Origin of the sequence: Bradyrhizobium sp. WBOS08 (assembly GCF_024585125.1) — a bacterium.
GTDB lineage: Bacteria > Pseudomonadota > Alphaproteobacteria > Rhizobiales > Xanthobacteraceae > Bradyrhizobium > Bradyrhizobium japonicum_B.
The window spans coordinates 3,047,545-3,067,221 of sequence record NZ_CP028988.1 but is presented as its reverse complement, the minus strand read 5'-3'; the positions used below and the strand labels follow the sequence as shown (position 1 = coordinate 3,067,221).

The 19,677-nt window shown below is 66.1% G+C and carries 18 protein-coding genes, 1 pseudogene and 1 riboswitch; of the genes and pseudogenes, 4 read left to right on the top strand and 15 right to left on the bottom strand.

All coding sequences use genetic code 11. The features are described from left to right. Positions 1-27: 27 nt before the first annotated feature. Positions 28-506: pseudogene (locus tag DCM80_RS14585) on the top strand (hypothetical protein). Here the strand turns inward: DCM80_RS14585 and DCM80_RS14580 are convergent. The 4 genes from DCM80_RS14580 to DCM80_RS14565 form a co-directional block, all read right to left on the bottom strand. Continuing rightward, the gene (locus DCM80_RS14580; RefSeq protein WP_257197598.1) at positions 503-1,939 is read right to left on the bottom strand and encodes an MATE family efflux transporter; all 1,437 of its coding nucleotides are present in this window, start codon (positions 1,937-1,939) and stop codon (positions 503-505) included. The pseudogene DCM80_RS14585 and the gene DCM80_RS14580 overlap by 4 nt on opposite strands. Before the next feature lie 164 nt (positions 1,940-2,103). Continuing rightward, entirely contained in the window at positions 2,104-3,156 is a 1,053-nt protein-coding gene (locus DCM80_RS14575) for a hypothetical protein (RefSeq protein ID WP_257197596.1), read from the bottom strand. A 104-nt stretch (positions 3,157-3,260) separates the two neighbouring features. Then, positions 3,261-3,677, bottom strand: coding sequence for a PAS domain S-box protein (locus tag DCM80_RS14570; RefSeq protein ID WP_257197594.1), 417 nt, complete (start codon positions 3,675-3,677; stop codon positions 3,261-3,263). 105 nt (positions 3,678-3,782) lie between these two features. Then, a complete protein-coding gene (locus DCM80_RS14565; RefSeq protein WP_373569406.1) occupies positions 3,783-4,919 on the bottom strand; it encodes a 2'-deoxycytidine 5'-triphosphate deaminase in 1,137 nt (378 codons plus the stop codon). Positions 4,920-4,999: 80 nt separating this feature from the next. Continuing rightward, a riboswitch (SAM riboswitch) is annotated at positions 5,000-5,079 on the top strand. Between the two features lie 75 nt (positions 5,080-5,154). Between DCM80_RS14565 and DCM80_RS14560 the strand changes: the two genes are divergently transcribed. Then, positions 5,155-6,342: an O-succinylhomoserine sulfhydrylase gene (locus DCM80_RS14560; protein ID WP_257197590.1), complete on the top strand. Its 1,188-nt coding sequence runs from the start codon at positions 5,155-5,157 to the stop codon at positions 6,340-6,342. Between the two features lie 115 nt (positions 6,343-6,457). Here DCM80_RS14560 and DCM80_RS14555 read toward each other — a convergent pair whose 3' ends face one another. From DCM80_RS14555 to DCM80_RS14545, 3 genes are read right to left on the bottom strand one after another with little or no spacing between them, the layout of a single operon-like run. Further along, entirely contained in the window at positions 6,458-7,450 is a 993-nt protein-coding gene (locus tag DCM80_RS14555) for an SGNH/GDSL hydrolase family protein (RefSeq protein WP_257197588.1), read from the bottom strand. Positions 7,451-7,462: 12 nt separating this feature from the next. After that, a complete protein-coding gene (locus DCM80_RS14550; RefSeq protein ID WP_257197587.1) occupies positions 7,463-8,245 on the bottom strand; it encodes an SGNH/GDSL hydrolase family protein in 783 nt (260 codons plus the stop codon). Beyond that, positions 8,245-9,495, bottom strand: coding sequence for an OpgC domain-containing protein (locus tag DCM80_RS14545; RefSeq protein ID WP_257197585.1), 1,251 nt, complete (start codon positions 9,493-9,495; stop codon positions 8,245-8,247). Before DCM80_RS14545 ends, DCM80_RS14550 begins: the two co-directional genes overlap by 1 nt. Positions 9,496-9,697: 202 nt before the next feature. Between DCM80_RS14545 and apaG the strand changes: the two genes are divergently transcribed. Beyond that, positions 9,698-10,090, top strand: a complete 393-nt coding sequence (gene apaG, locus DCM80_RS14540; RefSeq protein WP_028138966.1) for a Co2+/Mg2+ efflux protein ApaG — start codon at positions 9,698-9,700, stop codon at positions 10,088-10,090. 822 nt (positions 10,091-10,912) lie between these two features. On the opposite strand, the gene DCM80_RS14535 is transcribed toward apaG, so the two are convergent. The 3 genes from DCM80_RS14535 to DCM80_RS14525 all read right to left on the bottom strand — a co-directional run bounded on the left by DCM80_RS14535 (position 10,913) and on the right by DCM80_RS14525 (position 14,348). Further along, on the bottom strand, positions 10,913-11,932 hold the full coding sequence (locus DCM80_RS14535; RefSeq protein WP_257197583.1) for an Hsp33 family molecular chaperone: 1,020 nt from the start codon (positions 11,930-11,932) through the stop codon (positions 10,913-10,915). 272 nt (positions 11,933-12,204) lie between these two features. Further along, positions 12,205-13,140, bottom strand: a complete 936-nt coding sequence (gene argF / locus DCM80_RS14530) for an ornithine carbamoyltransferase (protein WP_257197581.1) — start codon at positions 13,138-13,140, stop codon at positions 12,205-12,207. Continuing rightward, on the bottom strand, positions 13,140-14,348 hold the full coding sequence (locus tag DCM80_RS14525) for an aspartate aminotransferase family protein (RefSeq protein WP_257197580.1): 1,209 nt from the start codon (positions 14,346-14,348) through the stop codon (positions 13,140-13,142). Before DCM80_RS14525 ends, argF begins: the two co-directional genes overlap by 1 nt. A 468-nt stretch (positions 14,349-14,816) precedes the next feature. On the opposite strand from DCM80_RS14525, the gene DCM80_RS14520 reads away from it, so the two are divergent. After that, positions 14,817-15,326 carry a GcrA family cell cycle regulator gene (locus tag DCM80_RS14520; RefSeq protein WP_257179407.1) on the top strand — a complete coding sequence of 170 codons (510 nt, stop codon included), beginning with the start codon at positions 14,817-14,819 and terminating at the stop codon, positions 15,324-15,326. 230 nt (positions 15,327-15,556) lie between these two features. Here the strand turns inward: DCM80_RS14520 and phoB are convergent, their stop codons facing one another. Genes phoB through pstC form a run of 5 tightly spaced genes read right to left on the bottom strand, consistent with a single transcriptional unit; the run spans position 15,557 to position 19,673 of the window. Further along, the gene (gene phoB / locus DCM80_RS14515) at positions 15,557-16,264 is read right to left on the bottom strand and encodes a phosphate regulon transcriptional regulator PhoB (protein WP_008143479.1); all 708 of its coding nucleotides are present in this window, start codon (positions 16,262-16,264) and stop codon (positions 15,557-15,559) included. A gap of 23 nt (positions 16,265-16,287) precedes the next feature. After that, positions 16,288-17,004, bottom strand: coding sequence for a phosphate signaling complex protein PhoU (phoU, locus tag DCM80_RS14510; protein WP_028138971.1), 717 nt, complete (start codon positions 17,002-17,004; stop codon positions 16,288-16,290). 11 nt (positions 17,005-17,015) lie between these two features. Next, on the bottom strand, positions 17,016-17,837 hold the full coding sequence (gene pstB / locus DCM80_RS14505) for a phosphate ABC transporter ATP-binding protein PstB (RefSeq protein ID WP_028138972.1): 822 nt from the start codon (positions 17,835-17,837) through the stop codon (positions 17,016-17,018). Continuing rightward, complete coding sequence (pstA, locus tag DCM80_RS14500) at positions 17,834-18,679, bottom strand: phosphate ABC transporter permease PstA (RefSeq protein ID WP_257197579.1); 846 nt, start codon at positions 18,677-18,679, stop codon at positions 17,834-17,836. Before pstA ends, pstB begins: the two co-directional genes overlap by 4 nt. Before the next feature lie 4 nt (positions 18,680-18,683). Then, complete coding sequence (gene pstC, locus DCM80_RS14495; protein WP_257197946.1) at positions 18,684-19,673, bottom strand: phosphate ABC transporter permease subunit PstC; 990 nt, start codon at positions 19,671-19,673, stop codon at positions 18,684-18,686. Positions 19,674-19,677 lie beyond the last annotated feature (4 nt).

Below are 19,677 nucleotides of genomic sequence, written 5' to 3'. Positions count from 1 at the left end.
CGGGGCTGCGCACGCGAGGAGCATGCCATGAGAGGTGCGGACAAGGTGATCTGCCAGGCGGCCGCCGTGCTGCTGCTGTTTTCCGCCGCAAGCCGCCGGCGAAGGCGCAGTTCGCCGGCTTCGGCGGCGGCGGTGCCGGCGGCGAGGACATGATGACCCAGATGGCGCCGATGCTGGAGATGATGAAGGCGAAGATGGGCAAGCGCCGCTTCGCCATGATGATGCAGACCATGGGCCCGATGATGAGCCGCATGATGGAGAACGGCGGCGGCGGGTTCGGTGGCATGATGGGCGGCGGCGGCTTCGGCGCGCCGAATTACGGCGGCTACACGCCGATGGGCGGGTCCGGCTACATGCCGACCGGGCTCGGCGGCATGGGCGGCGGCGACATCATGGGCATGCTCGGTGGTGCCGGCGGCGGCGACATGATGGCGATGATCCCGCAATTGATGCGGCTCGCCAATACCGGCGGCGGCAGCAGCCATCGCCGCCACAAGCGTCGTTAATCGGCAGCACCCGACAGCGCTGGCCTGATCGCAGGCGTGCTCGCGCGCGGTCCCCAGCGCGTCAGCACGACGCTGGCGGATGAGAGCAGGCCGAGCACGACCATCGAGCTCGCGGCCAGCCAGAAAAAGCTCTGCGCGTTGGCCTCATGCGTCGACAGCCACCAGCCGACGGCCGAGATGTAGACCAGCCGCGCCGTCTGCGCCAGCACCGGCCCGATCACCTTGGCCGCACCTTGCGAGGAGAAGTACATCACCGTGGCGATGCCGAAAAAGGCGTAGAACGGTCCGACCGTGGAGAGATATTGATGGCTCGCCGCGCGTACTTCCGCGCTGTCGGTGAAGATGTCGATCCAGAGGTCGGGGAACATCGCAACGACGCAGGCCGGTGCGCCGACGGCGACGAAAGCAGCCGCACTGGCGATCCAGGCGATGCGCCGGGCGCGCGCGATGTTACCTGCGCCGATCGCCATACCGACCATCGGCACGCAGGCGATGCCGAACGAGAACGCGATCGAGGTCAGCAGGAATTCGAGCCGCGCACCGATGCCGTAACCGGCGAGGATCGTGGTGCCGAACTGCGCCAGCATGTGGGTGAAGATCGAGATCGTCAGCACCGATTGCAGCGGCGAGAAGCAGGCGATGGCGCCGACCTTGAGGATGTCGAAAAACATCGCCCATTGGATGCGCAGGCCGCGCAGCTTCGGTGTGACGCGCGCGCGCCCGGAGAACAGGTACCAGCCCATGATGCAGATGTTCATGGAATAGGCGATCAGCGCACCGGCCGCGACGCCGTGCATGCCGAACTGCGGCACCGGCCCGAGCCCGAGGCCGAGCGTACCGCCGAGCACGATCTGCCAGGCCGCGGAGTTGATGATCAGGAACGAGGGCAGCTTCATGTTGCCGGTGCCGCGCAGCACGCCGGCCATGGTGTTGAGCAGCCAGGGCAGCACGGCGCCGCCGAAAAACACCTGCGTGTAGGCGACCGCATGGGTCAGCACATCGCCGCGGCCGCCGAGCATCTCCAGCACCTTGGGCCCGAAGATCAGCATGCCCAGCATGAAGACGAGGCCGAAGCAGATGCCGATCAGCATCGCGTGCGCGGCGAGCGTGCCGGCGCGCTCGCGGTTCCCGGCACCGAGCGCGCGTGCGATGGCGGACGCCACCGCGCCGCCCATGGCGCCGCCCGACATCGTCATGGTCAGGATGATGGCCGGGAACACCAGCGCCATCGCCGCCAGCGCCTCGACGCCGAGCCGGCCGATATAGGAGGTTTCCGCGATCACCGTGCAGGTGCCGGCCGACAGCGCGATCGCGTTGGGCCAGGCAAGGCCGAGCAGCGTGCGCAGGATCGGCCCGTCTACAAGCGCGCTTCGCACCGGCGGCGGCAGCGGACGCTCTTGCTCATCGACCGGGATTTCGGCGATGTCGGACATGTCCTCTCCGGGCTCGGGGCGCCCTTTGCGGCGCGGCAATGCTTGGGTATGGCAATCAATTTGTTCGCGCGGGGCGCGCCGGGCGGCTTGTTAGCACGGCCATGGCCGATTCCTCCTGCGCCGGATGCAGGCGTGCCCTGCGGCAGCGCATTTCCATGGCGGGATTACTCGATCGACCAGAGCAATGGCGGGCGGCAACCGGCGGCGAGGCGCAGCTGCACGGCGATATGCCGCCCGCAGCCTGCGGCGAGGCCTTCGAACAGCCCCTCCAGCACCTTGGCGCAAGCCGGCTGATAGTCAGCGACGTCGTCCATCAGCTTCCACGTCTGCTGGCGGACCTCGAAGGCACCTTCGGATCGTGCGGTCTCGACCGCATCATCCTGCGCGGCAAGCAGCGCGTTCAGGAACGCTGCGAATTCACCTGCCCCGCCGCGGCTCATCGCCAGCGCGGCGGCGACGTCATCGAAATATTGCATCCCGATCAGCTTGCCGGTGAGGCGCAGCAGGTGGCCGGCGTCTTCAGGCCCGAACAGCTGCACCATGACGGGCGCCGCGGTGCGCACATACTCCATCGCGTAATTGCGATAGGCTTTTTCCAGGCGCGGTTTCGGCCAGCTCGCCACGGGAAGCGCCGGCGCGGTCTTCGCATCGAACAGCGGCGCGTCGAGGTGGCGCGCGAACACCAGCCGCTGGTCCGGCTCGAGCGGATGATCGTATTGGTGATAGTAGCCTTCCAACCCGTCCTGGCCGTCGACGCTCTGCTTGGTGCAGACGAAGCCGAGCCTGAGATCGCCGAGGGCTGCGCCATTGTTGGCGTGCCAGCCGCGCAGCATCGCGCGCGAGACCTCGCCCGGCACACCGCAGATCGCGGTGCCCTTCCAGATCCAGCGCGGCGGCGGATAGCGGATCCAGGCCTTGGCGTCGCTCTCGTACATGTACTCGACATGCACGCCGCCGATCCAGTTCGAGAGATAGTGATATTGCGCGGCCGCCACCGCCGGCGGCAGATGATCGATCCCGAGCTTCGCAAGCCCCGGCAGGAAGCGCTCCTGCTGCTGGCGGCGAAACACGCGGAAGACGAACTCGGCAGCGTCAGCGGTGCCACGCCGCGTCACGACGGTGAGGATGAGCCCGGTGAAATATGCGTGATAGAGGTCGGCGACCGCGCGCCAGCGCTTCCATTGGGCTTCCTGCGCAGCGTCTACAGCGGCGGCCATGTTCGCTCCCGATCGTTGTTTCGATCGAGTGTGTCACCGCACCCCGCGGCAGGCAACATCACGCCCGTGCAGAGCGCCCTGCGCGATTGCCCGTCAATTCCGCATCACGAAGTTTGCGGCGGCGCCTTGGCCGCGCGCTCACGCTCGACCCGCTCGGTGACATCGCGCGCCATCGCCACGGATCCGAGGACGTTGCCGGCGGAATCCCGCACCAGGGCGAACGTCATCTCGATGTAGAGCTTGCGTCCGCTCTTGTGCAGCGCGCGGGTCAGCGTCGGCTTGCCCGCAAGCTTCATGCTGCCGCTGGCGAGCGCGGCCTCGAAGCCCTTCCAGTGCGCGGCGCGCAAATGCTCGGGAATGATCAGGTCCAGATTCTGGCCGAGCGCTTCCGCAGCGGAGAAGCCGAACAGGGCCGCCGCGGCACCGTTCCAGCGCATGATCGTTCCCGAGCGATCCGAATAGATCAGCGCATCCGCAACGCCTTCGGCGATCCTTGCATCGAGTTCGGATGGATTGGTCATGTGGTCACCTCGTAGCCCGGATGAAGCGCAGCGTAGTCCGGGATCGTGCCACAAGTGCAACCGCCCCGGATTTCGCTTCCGCTCTATCCGGGCTACAGGATCGGGCTACACCCGAAAATGCTTCGATAGTTTGAGACCCTGGGCCTGGTAGTTGGAACCGATGCGCTGGCCGTACATTGCATCAGGGCGGGCCAGCATCTTCTCGTAGACGAGACGGCCGACGATCTGGCCGTGCTCGAGGATGAACGGCACTTCGCGCGAGCGCACCTCCAGCACGGCGCGCGATCCTAGTCCGCCGGCGCCGGCATAGCCGAAGCCGGGATCGAAGAATCCGGCGTAATGCACCCGGAACTCGCCGACCAGGGGATCGAACGGCACCATCTCCGCGGCGTAGTCGGGCGGCACCTGCACGGCTTCCTTCGAGGCGAGGATGTAGAACTCGCCGGGATCGAGGATCAGGCTGCCGTCGGGACGGGCCGACATCGGCTCCCAGAAGTCCTCCACCGCATAGCCGGAGCGGCGATCGACGTCGACGACGCCGGTGTGACGCTTGGCGCGATAACCGACGAAGCCGCCCGCTTTCTCGCCGGACAGGTCGACGGAGACGGCAACGCCACCCGACAGATCGGCGTCGTCGACATCGACCAGACGCTCGGCGGCGTGCAAGCCGTCGAGCTCGTCGGCGTTGAGAATGGCATCACCGGTGCGGAAGCGCACCTGGGACAGGCGCGAGCCCTCGCGCACCAGGACCGGGAACGTCTTCGGGCTGATCTCGGCATAGAGCGGGCCGTGATAGCCGGCGCCGATCATGTCGAAGCGGCGGGTGCCGTCGGCGATCACGCGGGTGAAGACATCGAGTCGGCCGGTGGAGCTCTTGGGGTTCGCGGCGGCGACGATCTCCGGCGGCAGCGCGAGGCTTTCCAGCAGCGGCACGATGTAGACGCAGTTGGTCTCCAGCACCGCGCCGTCGGCGAGGCTGAACTCGTGCAGCTTCAGCTCGTCGATGCGCTCGGCGACGGTGGCGCCGGGACCGGGCAGGAAGCTGGCGCGGACGCGATAGGCGATGTCGCCGAGACGCAGATCGAGGCTCGCCGGCTGGATCTGGCTCTCGACGAAGTCGTAGGCGGGCCGGATGAGCCCCGCCTCCGCCATCGCCGCGATCATGCGGTCGGGCAGGATACCATTGGCGTCGGGCGCGACCGTGAACGTCAACCGGGGGTCCTCATCAGGGGTCAGATGCATCCGGACAGGCCGGAAATACAGGTCTTTTACGGCTATCCGATGGACGCCTTGACGGAAAGGGCATTGCCGAATATGAGCATCACTTATCCCGTGGTGATTTGAGCCGGCCGGCTTGCAGCCACGTTAAATAAGTCGCTAAACAGGCCGGGGACCTCTGTGATCCCGGCCCGTGGAGATATCCAGGCCGGTTTTTTTGTGACCGCTTTCGACGAGGCGGTCATGTCGGAGGTACCCTATGTCGAAGTCGACCGCCAACTACCGCCCCGAAACCCGCCTGGTTCATTCCGGCACCCTGCGCTCGCAATATGGCGAGACCTCGGAGGCGCTGTTCCTGACCCAGGGCTATGTCTACGACACCGCCGAGCAATGCGAGGCGCGGTTCAAGGGCGAGGACCCCGGCTTCATCTATTCGCGCTATTCCAATCCCACCATCGCGATGTTCGAGCGCCGCATGATCGAGCTCGAAGGCGCCGAGGCCGCCCGCTCGGCGGCGACAGGCATGGCCGCGGTGACGACCGCGATCCTGGCACCGCTCAAGGCCGGCGATCACGTCGTGGCCTCCCGCGCGCTGTTCGGCTCGTGCCTCTACGTCGTGCAGGACCTGTTGCCGCGCTACGGCATCGAGACCACGCTGGTCGACGGGCTCGATCTCGACCAATGGCACCGCGCGCTCCGGCCCAACACCAAGACGTTCTTCCTGGAGAGCCCGACCAACCCGACGCTCGACGTGCTCGACATTCCCTCGATCGCCGAGATCGCGCACAAGGGCGGGGCGCGGCTCGTCGTCGACAACGTGTTCGCAACCCCAATCTGGCAAAGCCCGCTCGCGCTCGGGGCCGACGTCGTGGTCTATTCGGCGACCAAGCACATCGACGGCCAGGGCCGCTGCCTCGGCGGCATCATCCTGTCCTCGGAAGCCTTCATCGCCGAGCACATCCACAATTTCATGCGGCAGACCGGGCCGTCGATCTCGCCGTTCAACGCCTGGGTCCTGCTCAAGGGCCTGGAGACGCTGGGCGTGCGGGTGCGCGCGCAGACCGAGACCGCTTCGCGCATCGCCGAGGTGCTGGCGAGCCACCCGAAGATTTCGCGGCTGGTCTATCCCGGCCGCGCCGATCATCCCCAGGCCGCATTGGTGAAAAAGCAGATGCGCGGCGGCTCGACGCTGGTCGGCTTCGAGGTCAAGGGCGGCAAAGCGGCCGCGTTCCGCGTGCTCAACGCGCTGAAGCTTGCGAGGATCTCGAACAATCTCGGCGACGCCAAGAGCCTCGTCACGCATCCGGCGACCACGACGCATCAGCGCCTGAAGCCGGAAGACCGCGCAGCGCTCGGCATCGGCGAAGGCTTCATTCGCTTCTCGGCAGGGCTCGAGCATGCCGACGATCTGATCGAGGATCTCACCACGGCGCTGGAGCAGGCGTGAAGCGAGGCGAGGTCTCGTAGGGTGGATTAGCCGAAGGCGTAATCCACCTCTTCTGCATCCGCGGAGACAGACAGTGGTGGGTTACGGCTTCGCCTAACCCACCCTACGCACCCTCTTACATCGGCCGATACGTTCTCACGTCGGCCGGCACGTTCACGCCCAGCTTGATCTGGCCGACCGAGCGGATGATGTCGTCGCCGAGCAGCTGGGCGAAGCAGGCATAGCCCCAATCGTTCATGTGCAGGCCGTCGGCGATCACGAAGCCCTCGACCGGAATGGCCTGCTTCTCGTGCCAGTCACGCATCACCTCAAAGCGCGGGAAGATTCCGACGTGACGGAGCTCGGCGACCTTGCCGAGCAGCTTCACCATCTTGCCGGCGCTCTCGGCGCGCTGGTTGACGGCCGGCGAATATTGCGGATCGACCAGCACGATGTCGGCGCCGCCCGCGGCCTGGATGCGGCTGATGCCGTCCTCCACCATCTTGGCGGTTTCGCCGGGATCGAGATTGCGCAGCACGGCGTTGGTGCCGACCTGCCAGATCACGAGATCCGGATGCATGTCGATCACCTGCGTCTGAAGGCGCTTCATCATCTCGGGCGCGTCCTCGCCGCCGACACCGGCATTGATGACGCTGATGTCGGCGGTCGGATAGTGCCGGCGCAGCTGCGCGGCGAGACGATTGGGGTAATTGAACTCCGGCGAGCTCGCGCCGAATCCTTGAGTCGAGGACGAGCCGAACGCGACGATGACGACGGGCAGCCCGGCGACGAGCTTGCCCGCGACGTGCGGCAGCGAGCCCATCGCCTTCGAACCGCCCTTCGGCGGCTGGCAGGGCACGCGGTTGAAGATGTCGCTGGCGGACTTGGCGGCCTGCTTCACCTTGTCGATGGCACGCGCCGTGATGCCGCGCTGCTCGGGCGAGGTCGCGGCGACGGCGGTCTGGGAGGGCGTGGCGGGCGCGGGATCAGCCGACTGCGCGGGGGCGGGTGTCGCCTGGACGGCCGGCGTCTGGGCATGCGATGGCGCGGCCGGCAGCAGCGACAGCAGCACTGCGGCTGCAGGCGCGGCCAGCCACGCCGTCAGGCAAAAAGGGCGGAGAGAACTCATTAACGCTAGACCTCAATTTTGCTGCTGGGCCGGCTCCCCACGGGCTGCGTCGATCACGAACTGTGCCAACGCCCGGCCAAGGCAATCATGGACCTGTTTCGCCAGCTCGGGCCCGCGAGACGGGCTGAACAGGTCGAACTGGCCCTGGTCATTCCACTGCCGCATGATCGCGAAGCGATCGAACAGCGGAATGTCGTGCTCCTGTGCCACCACCCGCATGTTGTCGAGGTAAGGCGGCGCCGAGATCATGGTCTCCGTACGCGGGCTGTATTGCAAGTTCATCAAGACGACGTCAGCCCCCGCATTTTGCAGCGCAACAACCCCCTCGGTCACCGCGCTACGAAATTCGTCGGGATCGATGGATCGGATAGCATCCACGGTCCCGGTCTGCCAGATCACCAAAGTAGGCGCTTTTGCTTCCATCAGCTTAACGAAGGTGGACGCGGTCTCCTCTGCGGTCTTCTTGCTCTGTATTTCTACGGAGACGTGCACCACCTCGGACGCCGGCAGCTTCTCCTTGAGGATCGCCTCCATTCGCGCCGGATAGGAGCTGCTCTCCGAGGATGGAATCGTGGTCGAGCGGCTGCCGATGACCAGGATGTCGAGCGGCTTGCCGGCCTTGAGCGCATCGGCGACCTTTGTCAGCCGGCTTTCGCTGGTGAGCAGATAGGACGGCAGCTCACAGGCTGCGGGCGCATTGTTGGTGGCGGCAGGCGCAGCATCGCCCGCGCGCGCCATGGGCGCGGCGAGGCTACCGCATAGCAGGATCAGGCTCAGGAGAACCTTCGCCTTCATCAGCCCCCTCCCGCCAGATCGGCGTTGCCGACGGCGTTCTTGGTCTTCGTACCGCTCTTGTCAGCCACGCGCTTGTACCACGAAATCACCCAGGCTACGCCCCACATGATCAGCACTCCGGAGAGACTAATTAGCGCATGCATGGCCGCGCCGCCGGAGACTTCGGCGAGGATGAAATGGCCGGCAAAGGCCAGGAAGACGCCGAGGCAGAAGATCTCGAGGGAATGCTGCCCGCATAGAATCAATGGTCGCAGCCAGCGCGATTTCAAGCCCGGCCAGTCCCGGGGCAGGAAGCGCACGGTGAGCGCCGCCAGCGCCAGGAAATGCGTGAAGCGCAGCACGTCCAGATCGGTCTTGTTGATCGGATACATCCATTGCTCGACCAGCTTCGGCATGAACTGGGAGAGCTGCGGCACGTACCAGGTCAGCGTCACGTAGAACGACGCGACGAGATAGGCGATCGCCAGCCACATCGTGATCCGTGACGACAGAATGCGCGACATACGGCGCGCACCTCCGAGCGCGCACCATGCACCGAACACGAACAGCAATTGCCAGGCGAAGGGGTTGAAGGCCCAGAAGCCGTTCGGATAGGCCGACAGATACAGATCATACTCCCAGGTCACCGCGTAGAGCACGACCGAGAGGGCGAGCGTGACGTCGGGCCGCCATTTCATCGACCACAGGATCAAGGGCAGCGCCAGCATCAGCACGATATAGAGCGGCAGCACGTCCATGTTGACGGGACGGAAGCGGAGCAGCAGCGCCTGCACGATCGTGACGTCGGGCTGCTTGAGGAAATCCATGATGCCCATCTCTTCGGTGTAGAGCGGGTTCTCGAAGCTGGTCGCGACGTAGGAGATCTCGGCGAGGAAGATCGTGAACAGGAAGACGTGGGCGACGTAGATCTGCCAGACCCGGCGCAGGATGCGCGCGGTGGCGATGACGACGCCGCTCTCCAGCATCGCCCGGCCGTAGACGAAGGCGGCGGTATAGCCGGAGATGAAGATGAAGATCTCGGTGGCGTCGCTGAAGCCGTAATTGCGGATCGTGAACCAGGTCAACACACTGGGCGGCAGATGGTCGATGAAGATCAGCCACAGCGCGAGCCCGCGGAACAGGTCGAGCCGGAGCTCGCGCTCGCCGATGGCGGGCAGCGTGATGGCCGGCGCCCTCGCGCGCGGCTTCGCCCCCTCGGATGCGGCAGTTCCCGTGATCGTCGATCCCGTCACTTGGTCGGCAATGGTCATCGGGGCGCAAAAACCTTCCGCAAATCGCGGCGTGTCAAGGAGTGTACCGGTCCGGTCGTTACCCCGCAAAGCGGCCGGGTGCCATGGGGGTTTGCCGGTGCCTTTCCTGGGGTGTCATTCCCTTCGAATTCTGGCGGGACGATGTCGCCAAAGCCGTCCGCGGCGTTTGGTTCCGGAGCCGGATTTCGCTATGGTAGCAGCCATGTACCGCGCCGTGACCCGCCACATCGAAGTGACCGTCGAGCCGAACTTTGTTCCGGAGCAGTCGTCGGCCGATCGCTCCCGCTACTTCTGGTCCTACACCATCGTCATCACCAATTCGGGTGAGGAGACCGTGCAGCTCAAGACGCGGCACTGGATCATCACCGACGCCTCCGGCCGCCAGCAGGAGGTGAAGGGCGAGGGCGTGGTCGGCGAGCAGCCGATCCTGGCCCCCGGCGAGCGCTTCGAATACACCTCCGGCGTCCCGCTCTCGACCGCCTCCGGCTTCATGACCGGCCGCTACCAGATGGTCAGCGAAAGCGGCGAGCGCTTCGAGATCGACGTGCCGGCGTTCTCGCTGGACAGCCCGGACAGCAAGCGCGTGTTGAACTAGGGGCCGCCGGGTCCCGGCTCTGCAGCGCACCGTGCCGGACGATGCTTCGCATCGCCGGGGACGCTGCGCTCGCAATGACGGAGTATGAGGCGAGAGCTGGTTCTCCAATGACGCTGTCATTCCCCGCGAAGGCGGGGAATCCAGTACGCCGCGGCTTGTCGGATTGATCTCTGGCGGCTCTGGAATACTGGATCGCCCGCTTTCGCGGGCGATGACACCGCGTGTTTGGCGACGGGCATGTCTTTTCGGCCTCGCGGCGCAATTCGCCCGAGCTTTGCTTGCGTCTCCACCCTCTAAATCCAAGAGGGCGCAGGGAAGGCCGGGTGCTGACAACGCACCCGCGGTCTGCTGCGCAAAATGCACACGCAGAAGAACCGCACAGCAGCATACAGGTGGTGCCGATCACTCGGCCTTCCCTGCGCGATGGTCGGACGGCTTATGCCGTGCTCTCCCGGGAGCCGAACTTTCCTTCTGGCCTCCCTCGCCCCGCGAATTGACTCACAGGGACTACCCGCCCTGCCCGTCCCATCTCGTGCCGACGCTGCCGCGTCCACCGCAAGCCCGGCTCGCGATCAAGACGACCTCGAGATCGCCCCTCCTGGTGAGCCGGGATGGGCGACACATACGCTAAAACCGAATTTCGGTAAAGTGGAATATTTTCGCGTGGGTGGATTGACAGCGGGCGACACAGGCACGGTGCCGTAGGGTGGGCAAAGGCGCGCACTTGCGCGACGTGCCCACGAATTCTCACCAGTCACACGCAGATCGTGGGCTCGGCGCAAGGGCGCCTTTGCCCACCCTACGAGAGCAACGAGAGCTCGCTCACGCGGCTTCCACGCCGGCCTCGTGCGGGGTGAATTGATAGACCGACGAGCAGAACTCGCAGGTCACGACCACCTTGTCGTCCTTGACCATCGCGGCGCGGTCGTCGGGCGAGAAGCTCTTGAGCATCGCGGCAACCGCATCGCGCGAGCAGGAGCACTGCGCCTTGAGAACCAGGGGATTGAACACCCGCACGCCGCGCTCGTGGAACAGGCGGAACAGCAGCCGCTCGCCGGAGAGCTCGGGATCGATCAGCTCGACGTCCTCGACGGTCTCGATCAGCGAACGTGCCTCGACCCAGGCATCGTCCTCGGTGACGGCATGCACCTCGACGCCGTCAGGGGCATCGCCAGGATGCAAGTCCGCCTGCCGCGCGCGCTCCGGCGCCTTCGGCAGAAACTGCATCAGCATGCCGCCGGCGCGCCAGCGATGCTTGCCGCCGTCGCTGGAGCGCCATTCCTCGCCGACCGCCAGACGCACCTTGGTCGGGATCTGCTCGGAGCGCAGGAAGTATTCGTGGGCGGCGTCTTCCAGGCTGCCACCATCGAGCGCGACCAGGCCCTGGTAGCGGCTCATGTCGGGGCCCTGGTCGATGGTCATGGCGAGATGACCGCGGCCGAGCAGCGCGCCGGAACGCATGCCGGATCCTTGGGCCTCGCCGAGACGCGCGGCATCGAAGCGGGCATAGGCGCGCAGGCGCTCCGGCGCCTGGTAGTCCACCACCAGGAACGACACCGGACCGTCGGTCTGGGCCTGGAGGATGAAGCGTCCCTCGAATTTCAGCGCAGAGCCGAGCAGCGTCGTCAGCACGATGGCCTCGCCGAGCAGCTTGCCGACGGGCGCGGGATAATCGTGCTTGGTCAGGATGTCGTCGAGCGCCGGGCCAAGCCGCACCAGGCGCCCGCGCACGTCGAGCGCATCGACCTCGTAGGGCAGCACGGCGTCATCGATCGGAACTGCGGATGGCGCGCGAACCGGGCCTTCGGACCCGGTCTTCATGTCAGGAGATTGGGAGATCATGGCGCTGTATCTGGGGTCGGAGGGTGGAAAATGGAAGGGGCGCGTTCCCGATGCGATGAGGGTGCACAACGCTACAGCAAACTCGGTGTCGTCCCGGGGCGCGCAACGCGAGAACCCGGGACCCATAACCACAGGACCACGTCATCCTGCGAGGTGGCAACTCCCAGTCCTCGCCAAACCACGGTCCCGGATCGGCGCGCCGCTGTGCGGCGCTTGTCCGGGACGACAGTGGTGGATGCGGCGGCCAACGCAGCCACTGCTTTTCGCCCGGGCTACTTCACCGCGTCGAAGCACCAGGCCAAGATGCCCTTCTGCGCGTGCAGGCGGTTTTCGGCCTCGTCGAACACGACCGATTGCGGGCCGTCGATCACTTCATCAGTGACCTCCTCGCCGCGATGGGCGGGCAGGCAATGCATGAACAGCGCATCTCGCTTGGCGAGCGACATCAGCTTGCCGTTGACCTGGTAGGGCTTGAGCACGTTGTGGCGATGCTCGCCTTCCTTGTCGCCCATCGACACCCAGGTGTCGGTGACGACGCAATCGGCGCCGCGCACCGCGGCTTCCGGATCGGTGCCGAGCACGATCGGCGCGCCGGTTGCCTTGATCCAGTCGCGCATCGCCTTTTTCGGCGCGAGCTCCGGCGGGGTGGCGACGTTGAGCTGGAATTTGAAGCGCTCAGCGGCGTGGGCCCAGGACGCCAGCACGTTGTTGTCGTCGCCGGTCCAGGCCACCGTCTTGCCCTCGATCGGGCCGCGATGCTCCTCGTAGGTCATGAGGTCGGCCATCACCTGGCAGGGATGCGAGCGCCGCGTCAGGCCGTTGATGACGGGCACGGTGGCGTTGGCCGCAAGCTCGAGCAGCGCATCGTGATTGAGGATGCGGATCATGATGGCGTCGACATAGCGCGACAGCACGCGGGCGGTGTCGGCGATGGTCTCGCCGCGGCCGAGCTGCATCTCGGCGCCGGTGAGCATGATCGCCTCGCCGCCGAGCTGGCGCATGCCGACGTCGAACGACACCCGGGTCCGTGTCGAGGGACGCTCGAAGATCATCGCCAGCGTCTTGCCTTCGAGCGGCCGCACCGGCTGCTGCGCCTTCTGCTTCGCCTTCATCGCGCTCGACGCGGCGAGCATGCGCTTGAGCTCCGACAAGGGCAGCTCGTTGATGTCGAGGAAGTGCTTCGGCGTCTTGGTCGGGGACTTGCTCATCAGCTTGCCGCCCGCTTGCTCTGGCCGGCCGACAAAGCGGTGCAGGCACGCTCCAGCCGCCCGACGCTGTCCTCGATCTCGGCTTCGGTGACGATCAAGGGCGGCAGGAAGCGCACGACATTGTCGCCGGCCCCGACGGTCAGGAGCTTTTCGTCGCGCAAGGCGGCGACCAGGTCGCCCGAGGGCACGACGGCCTTGATGCCGATCAGGAGGCCCTCGCCGCGCACCTCGCTGACGATGTCGGGGTGACGGTCGATCACCGAGGCGAGCTTCTGCTTGAGCAGCAGCGACATCTTCTGCACGTGGTCGAAGAAGCCGGGCTTGAGCATGACGTCGAGCACGGCGTTGGCCGCGGAGATCGCCAGCGGATTGCCGCCGAAGGTCGAGCCGTGCGAGCCGGGGCCCATGCCGGCCGCCGCATCCGCGGTCGCCAGCACGGCGCCGATCGGGAAGCCGCCGCCGAGCGCCTTCGCCAGCGACATCACGTCAGGCGTGACGCCGGTGCGCCGATACGCGAACAGATCGCCGGCACGGCCCATGCCGGTCTGCACCTCGTCGAAGGCGAGCAGCAGGCCCTTCTCGTCGCAAAGCTGGCGCAACGCCTTGAGGAAAGCGGGCGGTGCCGAACGCACGCCGCCCTCGCCCTGGATCGGCTCGATCAGGATACCGGCGGTGTCGGGCCCGATCGCCTTCTTGACGGCTTCGAGGTCGCCATGCGGCACCTGGTCGAAGCCGTCCATCGGCGGGCCGAACCCTTCGAGATATTTTGCCGATCCGGTCGCAGCGAGCGTCGCCAGCGTGCGGCCGTGGAAGGCGCCTTCGAAGGTGATGATGCGGTAACGCTCCGGGTGCCCCTTGGAGAAGTGATGATGGCGCACCAGCTTGATCACGCCCTCCAGCGCCTCGGCGCCGGAATTGCAGAAGAACACCAGGTCGGCAAAACTCTCGTGGCACAGGCGCGCGGCGAGCTTCTCGCCGTCCGGGCTCTGGAACAGGTTCGACATGTGCCACAGCTTCGTGGCCTGCTCCTGCAACGCCTTAATCAGATGCGGGTGGCAATGGCCGAGCGCATTGACGGCGACGCCCGAGGTGAAATCGAGATAGCGATCGCCATTGGTCGCGATCAGCCAGCAGCCTTCGCCGCGTTCGAAACCGAGGTTGGCCCTGGCGAAAACGGGGAGCAAATGCGGGGCTGCGCTGTTAGTCATGACGGCCACTTGATGTTGCGGACGGTGTGGGGCGTGCATTGGGCAACGCACCATGGACCGGCCCGGAAACGAAACGTGCCGCCTTTTAAGGGCGGCACGCGCGACTATCTTAGGCCTGGTGAAACGGGTGTCAATGCCGCCCGGAAGCCCCGGGAAACGGTGATGAAACGCGGATTCCGTAGTCTTGCGGTGGCGATTTTGCGGGTTTTTCACCACGGAACATGTGGAAGCGAGTCGGCGGACTCTTGCGCGTGAGTCACGCCATATTGTAGCGTTTGGCTTGTCAGATACGACATCTCGTGCGGCAGTTCTGATCCCAAGAGTCCTCATGTACCGGCGTAAACGTTCGGGCGTCAGTTGCGCGCCCGGCGAGCCCTAAGGGATTCGAGCGGCACGGGTTTTTCGAGGCTTAGGCATTCGCCGCACGGACCGCCAGGATGGCAGCCGCGCGGCGAGGGAAAGGGTGCAATGACGGTTTTGACCTGGTCCGACGATCGCGTCGAGCAGCTGAAGAAGCTCTGGGAGGCCGGATTGTCGGCCAGCCAGATCGCAGCAGAGCTCGGCAATGTGACCCGCAATGCCGTGATCGGCAAAGTGCACAGGCTCGGTCTGTCCGGCCGCGCCAAGAGCCCTTCGTCGGCCGCGCCCCGGCCGCGCAAGGCGCGTCCCGCCCAGCACATGATGCGGGTGACCCGCCCCATCGCGCGCGGCAACACCGCGCTGGCGCAGGCCTTCGAGGTCGAGGTCGAGGCCGAACCCGTCACCTACGACAACGTGGTGCCGATGAGCCAGCGGCTGTCGCTGCTCGAATTGAACGAGGCGACCTGCCACTGGCCGGTCGGCGATCCCTCCAGCCCGGATTTCTTCTTCTGCGGCGGCAAGGCCCTGTCCGGCCTGCCCTATTGCGCCCAGCACTCGCGCGTGGCGTATCAGCCGGCGGCGGATCGGCGCCGCGCGGCACCGAAGCCCACGCGCTGAGCTGCGCGGAATTAGCTGATCAAGACCGCAGCCGTCACACGACGGCGCCTCAACCAACTCGGTGTCATCCCCGCGAACGCGGGGATCCATAACCACAGGACGCAATCGTTGCGCGAGATGGTCACCCCGAGTCTTCGCGAAATCACGTCCTGTGGTTATGGATCCCGGGCTCGCGCTGCGCGCGCCCCGGGATTACGGCTGAGCTCGCCAAACCAGCTCTCGCTGGAGCCTTACGTCTGCTCCGCCTTCGCGAAGCGATCATCCAGGGCGTAGCCGGCGCCGCGGACGGTGCGGATCGGGTCCTGCTCGCGGCCGAGATTGAGCAGTTTGCGCAGGCGGCCGATATGAACGTCGACGGTGCGCTCGTCGATGTAGATGTCGCGGCCCCAGACGCTGTCGAGCAGCTGCTCGCGCGAGAACACCCGGCCGGGATGCTCCAGGAAGAACTCCAGCAGGCGATATTCGGTCGGGCCGAGATCGATCGGGCGACCGGAGCGCGCGACGCGGCGCTTGTCGCGATCGAGCTCGATGTCGCCATAGGCCAGCACGGTCGCGAGCCGCTCGGGGCTGGCGCGCCTGAGCAGGCCCTTCACGCGCGCCAAGAGCTCCGGCACCGAGAACGGCTTGACGATGTAGTCGTCGGCGCCGGTCGCAAGGCCGCGCACCCTCTCGCTCTCCTCGCCGCGCGCGGTGAGCATGATGATCGGCAGCTGCTTGGTCTCGGGCCGGGTGCGCAGGCGCCGGCACAGCTCGATGCCGGAGAGGCCCGGCAGCATCCAGTCGAGCACGATCAGATCGGGAATGTGTTCCTTGAGGCGGGTGTCGGCGTCGTCGCCGCGCATCACCGTCTCGACGTCATAGCCGTCGCCTTCGAGGTTGTAACGCAGAAGCTCGGTGAGAGCTTCCTCGTCCTCAACCACCATAATGCGTGCGCCCATGGTGTCGTCGCTCCTTGAGGTCTTCAGGTATTCGGGATCGTCGTGGCGAAATTGGTCATGTCGCCCTTCGGCCGCTTGTCGGTGATCGCCTGGCCCTCGATCATGTAGAACACGGTCTCGGCGATGTTGGTGGCGTGGTCGCCGATGCGCTCGATGTTCTTGGCGCAGAACATCAGATGGATGCAGAACGAGATGTTGCGCGGATCCTCCATCATGTAGGTCAGGAGCTCGCGGAACAGCGAGGTGCAGATCGCGTCGACCTCCTCGTCGCCCTTCCACACCGCCATCGCCGCCGGCAGATCGTGCGCGGCATAGGCATCGAGCACGCTCTTGACCTGCTGCTGCACCAGGTCGGTCATGTGCTCCAGGCCGCGGAACAGCTTGAGCGGATGGAAGTCGGTCTCCAGCGCGGCGACGCGCTTGCCCATGTTCTTGGCGAGGTCGCCGATGCGCTCGAGGTCGGTCGCGACGCGCATGGCGCCGACGATCTCGCGCAGGTCCACCGCCATCGGCTGGCGGCGGGCGATGGTGAGCACGGCGCGCTCCTCGATGCGCTTTTGCAGCGCGTCGAGATCGGCGTCGATGGCGACGACGCGCTGGCCGAGCGCGACGTCGCGGCGAATCAGCGCGTCGACGGAATCGACGATCATGCGCTCGGCAATGCCGCCCATCTCTGCGACCAGGCGCGTGAGCTCCTGGAGGTCGGTGTCGAAGGCCTTTGCGGTATGTTCGGTACCCATGTCGCGTCTCCTCAGCCGAACCGGCCGGTGATGTAGTCCTGCGTCCGCCGGTCGGTCGGCGACGTGAAGATCTTGCTGGTGTCGTCGAACTCGATCAGCTCGCCGAGATACATGAAGGCGGTCTTGTCGGAGACGCGCGCCGCCTGCTGCATGTTGTGGGTGACGATCGCGATCGTGTAGTTCTCGGACAATTCCTGGATCAGCTCCTCGACCTTGGCGGTCGAGATCGGGTCGAGCGCCGAGCAGGGCTCGTCGAACAGGATCACCTCGGGCCGCACCGCGACGGTGCGGGCGATGCAGAGGCGCTGCTGCTGGCCGCCGGAGAGCGACAGGCCGGAGGCGTTGAGCTTGTCCTTGACCTCGTTCCACAGCGCGCCGCCGCGCAGCGCCTTCTCGACCCGATCGTCCATCTCGGACTTGGAGATCTTCTCGTAGAGGCGGATGCCGAAGGCGATGTTCTCGTAGATCGTCATCGGGAACGGGGTCGGCTTCTGGAACACCATGCCGACCCGGGCGCGCAGCAGGTTGAGGTCGAGCTTGGGGTCGAGGATGTTGGTGTGGTCGAGCAGCAGCTGGCCGGTGGCGCGCTGGCCCGGATAGAGGTCGTACATCCGGTTGAAGATGCGCAGCAGGGTCGACTTGCCGCAGCCGGACGGGCCGATGAAGGCCGTGACGCGGTTGGTGCCGAGCGCCAGATTGATGTTCTTCAGCGCGTGGTGCTCACCGTAGTAGAAGTTGAGGTTGCGCGCGGTGACCTTGGCAGGCGCCTCGGGCAGCGGCTGCGAGCCGGGGTGAACGGTCGGCGCGCTGACGGAAACAGACATTTCACTCATTTTGCAGTCCTCTCGGCACCAAGGATGCGGGCGCCAATGTTCAGGGCAAGCACGGTCAGGGTGATCAGCAGCGCGCCGCTCCAGGCGAGCTGCTTCCAATAGGCGTAGGGGCTCTGCACGAAGTTGTTGATGGTGACCGGCAGGTTCGCCATCGTCTTGTCGAGGCCGAGGCTGAAGAACTGGTTGGACAGCGCGGTGAACAGCAGCGGCGCGGTCTCGCCGGCGACGCGCGCCGTGGCGAGCAGCACGCCGGTGATGAGGCCCGAGCGCGCGGCGCGATAGGCGATCCGCTTGATCACCAGCGAGCGCGGCAGACCCAGCGCGCTGGCGGCTTCGCGCAGCGGGTTCGGCACCAGCAGCAGCATGTCCTCCGTCGTGCGCACCACGACCGGGATCACGATCACGGCGAGCGCCAGCGCGCCGGCGATCGCCGAGAAGCCCCGCATCGGCACCACCACCGCGCCGTAGATGAACAGGCCGATGATGATCGAGGGCGCCGAGAGCAGGATGTCGTTGATGAAGCGGATCACCGAGGTCAGCCTGTCGTTGCGGCCGTACTCGGCGAGATAGGTGCCGGCGAACAGGCCGAGCGGCGCGCCGATGCCGACGCCGATCACGGTCATGATGACCGAGCCGACGATGGCGTTGCGCAGCCCGCCCTCGGTCGAGCCCGGCGGCGGCGTGTCCGCGGTGAAGATCTGCACGTTGAGGCCGCTGAGGCCGTTGTAGAGCAGCGTGACCAGGATCAGCGCGAGCCAGGTGACGCCGAAGGCGGCGGCGGCGATGCAGAGGCCGCGGATGACGACGTCCCAGCGGCGGCGGCGTGCATAGATCGGGTTCATGGCTTCACTTTCCGGCCTTGGTTTCCAGGCGCATCAACATCAGCCGCGCGGCCGCGAGCACGAAGAACGTCAGCACGAACAGCAGCAGGCCGAGCAGGATCAGGCCGGACTGGTGCAGGCCGTCGCTCTCGGCGAACTCGGATGCGATCGCCGCCGAGATCGTGGTGCCCGGGGCGAAGATCGAGGAGGAGATCCGGAACGAATTGCCGATGATGAAGGTCACCGCCATGGTCTCGCCGAGCGCGCGGCCCAGCGCCAGCATGACGCCGCCGATGATGCCGACGCGGGTGTAGGGGATCACCACGCTGCGGACGACCTCCCAGGTGGTGCAGCCGACGCCGTAGGCGGCTTCCTTCAGCACCGGCGGCACCGTCTTGAACACGTCGACCGAGATCGAGGTGATGAAGGGCAGCACCATGATGGCGAGGATCAGCGCGGCGTTGAACAGGCTGAGATAGGACGGAGGGCCTGCGAAGATCGCGCCCAGCACCGGGACGCCGTCGAACACCCTGATCATGAACGGCTGGAAGGTATTGGCCAGGAACGGGCCCAGCACGAAGAAGCCCCACATGCCGTAGATGATCGACGGGATTCCGGCGAGCAGCTCGACCGCCATGCCGATCGGGCGGCGCAACCATTGCGGACAGAGCTCGGTGAGGAAGATCGCGATGCCGAGACCGACCGGAATGGCGATCAGCATCGCGATGAAGGAGGTGACGAGCGTGCCGTACATCGGCCCGAGCGCGCCGAGCACGGGCGGATCGGCCGACGGCGCCCAGCGCTGCGTCCAGAGGAAGGAGAGGCCGTATTCCTTGATCGCCGGGAAGGCGCCGACGATCAGCGAGATGATAATGCCGCCGAGGATCAGCAGCACGGAGATCGCGGACAACCGCGTGATCCAGTAGAAGGTGACGTCGCCGAGCTTGAACGCGCTCAAGGCCTTGGCGCGGTCATACGGTCCGGCAGCATCAATCACATCGCTCTCGACAGCCATCTCA

What these genes read in the sequence shown, in the direction of transcription:
- DCM80_RS14580 (WP_257197598.1), bottom strand. Translation starts at nt 1,939, where the DNA reads ATGTCCGACATCGCCGAAATCCCGGTCGATGAGCAAGAGCGTCCGCTG.
- DCM80_RS14575 (WP_257197596.1), bottom strand. Translation starts at nt 3,156, where the DNA reads ATGGCCGCCGCTGTAGACGCTGCGCAGGAAGCCCAATGGAAGCGCTGG.
- DCM80_RS14570 (WP_257197594.1), bottom strand. Translation starts at nt 3,677, where the DNA reads ATGACCAATCCATCCGAACTCGATGCAAGGATCGCCGAAGGCGTTGCG.
- DCM80_RS14565 (WP_373569406.1), bottom strand. Translation starts at nt 4,919, where the DNA reads ATGCATCTGACCCCTGATGAGGACCCCCGGTTGACGTTCACGGTCGCG.
- DCM80_RS14560 (WP_257197590.1), top strand. Translation starts at nt 5,155, where the DNA reads ATGTCGAAGTCGACCGCCAACTACCGCCCCGAAACCCGCCTGGTTCAT.
- DCM80_RS14555 (WP_257197588.1), bottom strand. Translation starts at nt 7,450, where the DNA reads ATGAGTTCTCTCCGCCCTTTTTGCCTGACGGCGTGGCTGGCCGCGCCT.
- DCM80_RS14550 (WP_257197587.1), bottom strand. Translation starts at nt 8,245, where the DNA reads ATGAAGGCGAAGGTTCTCCTGAGCCTGATCCTGCTATGCGGTAGCCTC.
- DCM80_RS14545 (WP_257197585.1), bottom strand. Translation starts at nt 9,495, where the DNA reads ATGACCATTGCCGACCAAGTGACGGGATCGACGATCACGGGAACTGCC.
- apaG (WP_028138966.1), top strand. Translation starts at nt 9,698, where the DNA reads ATGTACCGCGCCGTGACCCGCCACATCGAAGTGACCGTCGAGCCGAAC.
- DCM80_RS14535 (WP_257197583.1), bottom strand. Translation starts at nt 11,932, where the DNA reads ATGATCTCCCAATCTCCTGACATGAAGACCGGGTCCGAAGGCCCGGTT.
- argF (WP_257197581.1), bottom strand. Translation starts at nt 13,140, where the DNA reads ATGAGCAAGTCCCCGACCAAGACGCCGAAGCACTTCCTCGACATCAAC.
- DCM80_RS14525 (WP_257197580.1), bottom strand. Translation starts at nt 14,348, where the DNA reads ATGACTAACAGCGCAGCCCCGCATTTGCTCCCCGTTTTCGCCAGGGCC.
- DCM80_RS14520 (WP_257179407.1), top strand. Translation starts at nt 14,817, where the DNA reads ATGACGGTTTTGACCTGGTCCGACGATCGCGTCGAGCAGCTGAAGAAG.
- phoB (WP_008143479.1), bottom strand. Translation starts at nt 16,264, where the DNA reads ATGGGCGCACGCATTATGGTGGTTGAGGACGAGGAAGCTCTCACCGAG.
- phoU (WP_028138971.1), bottom strand. Translation starts at nt 17,004, where the DNA reads ATGGGTACCGAACATACCGCAAAGGCCTTCGACACCGACCTCCAGGAG.
- pstB (WP_028138972.1), bottom strand. Translation starts at nt 17,837, where the DNA reads ATGAGTGAAATGTCTGTTTCCGTCAGCGCGCCGACCGTTCACCCCGGC.
- pstA (WP_257197579.1), bottom strand. Translation starts at nt 18,679, where the DNA reads ATGAACCCGATCTATGCACGCCGCCGCCGCTGGGACGTCGTCATCCGC.
- pstC (WP_257197946.1), bottom strand. Translation starts at nt 19,673, where the DNA reads ATGGCTGTCGAGAGCGATGTGATTGATGCTGCCGGACCGTATGACCGC.